3 protein-coding genes are annotated in these 3235 nt (G+C 72.1%); all 3 read left to right on the top strand.

All coding sequences use genetic code 11. The annotated features are described in order from the left end of the window. On the top strand, positions 1 to 956 hold a 956-nt coding region (gene hemW, locus RIF89_RS12845), incomplete at its 5' end, for a radical SAM family heme chaperone HemW (protein WP_309069492.1). 143 nt (positions 957 to 1099) lie between these two features. Next, positions 1100 to 2140, top strand: coding sequence for a heat-inducible transcriptional repressor HrcA (gene hrcA / locus RIF89_RS12840; protein ID WP_309069491.1), 1041 nt, complete (start codon positions 1100 to 1102; stop codon positions 2138 to 2140). 85 nt (positions 2141 to 2225) lie between these two features. Next, positions 2226 to 3235, top strand: a 1010-nt coding sequence (dnaJ, locus tag RIF89_RS12835) for a molecular chaperone DnaJ (RefSeq protein WP_309069490.1), incomplete at its 3' end; no start/stop codon positions are given.

Here is a 3235-nt window from a genome sequence, read left to right as displayed (position 1 = left end):
CCACCGTGTTCTTCGGGGGCGGCACGCCCACGCTGCTGCCGGCCGGCGACCTGGGGCGGATGCTCGACGGCGTGCGCGGCGCGTTCGGGCTCGCGGACGGTGCGGAGATCACGGTCGAGGCGAATCCCGACACCGTGACGCCCGCCGTGGCGCGCGAGCTCGCGGCGTCCGGCGTGACGCGGATGTCGATCGGGATGCAGTCGTCGGAGCCGCACGTGCTCGCGGCGCTCGACCGCACACACACTCCCGGCAACGTGCGGACGGCCGTGGACGCGGCGCGCGAGGAGGGCCTCGATGTCAGCGTCGACCTCATCTACGGCGCGCCGGGGGAGACGCTCGCCGACTGGGAGGCGTCGCTCGACGCCGCGCTCGCGCTCGAATCCGACCACATCTCCGCGTATGCCCTGATCATCGAGGACGGCACGAAGCTCGCACGGCAGATCAAGCGCGGCGAGGTGCCGGCGCCGGATGACGACCTGCAGGCGGACATGTACGAGCTCGCCGACGCCAAGCTCGCCGCGGCCGGCTTCGACTGGTACGAGGTGAGTAACTGGTCGCGCGGCGAGACGCACCGCTCGCGCCACAATCTCGCGTATTGGCGCGGCCTGGACTGGTGGGGCTTCGGGCCGGGTGCGCACAGCCACATCGGCGGCCTGCGCTGGTGGAACGTGAAGCACCCCGCGGCGTATGCGCAGCGCCTGGCGACCGGATCGTCGCCCGCCGCGGGGCGGGAGACGCCCGATCAGGACGCCCGCGCGCTGGAGCGGGTGCTGCTGGAGAGCCGGATCCGCGAGGGTCTCGCGATCGGGACGCTGGGAACGGACGCGCGGCGGGCGGTCGCGGGACTGGTGGCGGACGGCCTGGTCGACGGGGCCGCGGCAGTGCGCGGCCGCGTGGTGCTGACGCTGAAGGGCCGTCTGCTCGCCGACGCCGTGGTGCGCGCGCTCACGGAGTGACGCCTCGCCACAGGCGAGCGCCCTTCGCCCGCCGCGCGAGGACCGTTTCGACTCGCCTCGCCCGCTCACGGGCCAAGGACGTCGAACGTCGCTAGAATTGGCACTCAGAACGATCGAGTGCCAAGCGCAACGGGGAGGTGCCCATGGTCACGGAACGCGGACTGCAGGTGCTCCGCGCGATCGTGCAGGACTACGTCGACACGCACGAGCCGGTCGGCAGCAAGTCGATCGTCGAGCGCCACGCCTTCGGGGTGTCGGCCGCGACGATCCGCAACGACATGGCGCTGCTGGAGGACGAGGAGCTGATCACGGCTCCGCACACCTCGTCGGGGCGAGTTCCCACCGACAAGGGCTACCGCGTGTTCGTCGACCACCTCGCCGAGTTGCGCCCGCTGTCGTCGGCGCAGCGCTCCGCAATCTCGACCTTCCTGACGGATCCGGCCGACCTCGACGACCTGCTCGCACGCACCGTGCGGCTGCTCACGCAGCTGACCGGGCAGGTCGCGCTCGTGCAGTACCCGTCGTTCGCGTCCGCGAACGTGACGCATGTCGAACTCGTGCGGCTCGACGAGTTCCGGATGCTCGTGATCATCGTCACGGACACGGGCCGCGTCTCGCAGCGCCTCACGGCCACGCCGCGCGGCGTGGATGAGGAGGACGTGGCAGTGCTGCGGGCGCAGCTCGCCGCGCTCATCACCGGCCGGTCCGTGCGTTCGGGATCCGAGCGGATCGAGCAGCTGCGCGCGTCCGCGCCGAGCGATCGCTCGCGACTCGACGAGGCTCTCATCACGATCTCGGCGGTCGTGGCCGAGGAGCTCGACGAGTTCCGTCAGGACCGCCTGGTGATGGCGGGAGCCGCGACGCTCGCCAAGCGCGAGCAGGACTTCCGCGGCAGCATCCATCCGCTTCTCGAGGCCATCGAGGAGCAGGTCACACTGCTGCGGCTGATGTCGGAGATGGCGACGGACGACAAGGGCCTCTCGGCCAGCATCGGACGCGAGAACGCGGCGTTCGGGCTGGCGGAGGCGTCGATCATCGCGAGCGACTACGACGCGGCGATCGGGCGCGCGCGCGTGGGGCTCATGGGCCCGACGCGCATGGACTACCCCAGCAACCTGGCCGCGGCCCGCGCGGTCGCGCGGTACCTGACCCGGCTGCTGGACGAGGACGAGCACCGCCGCTGAGGCGGGCGGTTGATTCGGATCGCGCGCGTCGCGCGGTCCTTGGAGAGGGCCGGATCGCGCGCGGCGCGGTCCTGAAAGGCGAAGTGTGGCTGACCACTACGAGGTTCTCGGGGTGTCGCGCGAGGCGAGCTCCGATGAGATCAAGAAGGCGTATCGCAAGCTGGCGCGTCAGCTGCACCCCGACGTGAACCCGAGCGAGGACGCGGCCGAGCAGTTCAAGCTCGTCACGCACGCGTACGAGGTCCTCAGCGATGACGAGAAGCGTCGCCGCTACGACATGGGCGGCGACGACAGCCTCTTCGGCGGCGGCGGCGCGGGCTTCGGCGGGTTCGGCGACATCTTCGAGACGTTCTTCGGCGCGGGGGGCGGCGGACGCGGCGGCCGGCCCCGCTCGCGTCGCGAGCGCGGTCAGGACGCGCTCGTGCGCGTCACGCTCGAACTGGGCGACGTCGTCTTCGGCGCCCACCGCGACCTCGAGGTCGACACGGCCGTGCTGTGCGAGACGTGCCAGGGGTCGTGCTGCCAGCCCGGCACCAGCCCGGAGCGCTGCGAGATCTGCGGCGGATCCGGCCACGTGCAGCGGCAGGTGCGCAGCCTCCTCGGCAACGTCGTCACGTCGCAGCCCTGCGGCGCGTGCCAGGGCTACGGCACCACGATCCCGCACCCGTGCCCGACGTGCGGCGGCCAGGGGCGGGTCCGCTCGCGCCGCACGGTGTCTGTCGACATCCCCGCCGGCGTCGAGTCCGGCCTGCGTCTGCAGCTGCCCGGATCGGGCGAGGTCGGACCGGCCGGCGGCCCCAACGGCGACCTCTACATCGAGGTGCAGGTCACCCCGCACCCGGTGTTCAGCCGCGAGGGCGACGACCTGCTGGCGACGCTCGAGGTGTCGATGACCGACGCCATCCTCGGCACCACGACGACGATCGAGGCTCTCGACGGGCCCGTCGACCTCGAGCTGCGCCCGGGACTGCAGGGCGGTGACGTGCTGACGATCAAGGACCGCGGCATCACGGGCCTGCGCACCTCGCAGCGCGGCGATCTGCGCGTGGGCGTGCACGTCGTGACCCCCACGCGTCTCGACGCCAAGCAGCGCGC

Source organism: Microbacterium sp. (assembly GCF_031178525.1).
Taxonomy (GTDB): Bacteria; Actinomycetota; Actinomycetes; order Actinomycetales; family Microbacteriaceae; genus Microbacterium.
The sequence above is the reverse complement of the archived record's forward strand: the minus strand, read 5'-3'. Positions and strand labels throughout refer to the sequence as shown.

Excerpts from the sequence above, each read along its gene's own strand:
- hrcA (WP_309069491.1), top strand. The coding sequence starts at position 1,100 with ATGGTCACGGAACGCGGACTGCAGGTGCTCCGCGCGATCGTGCAGGAC.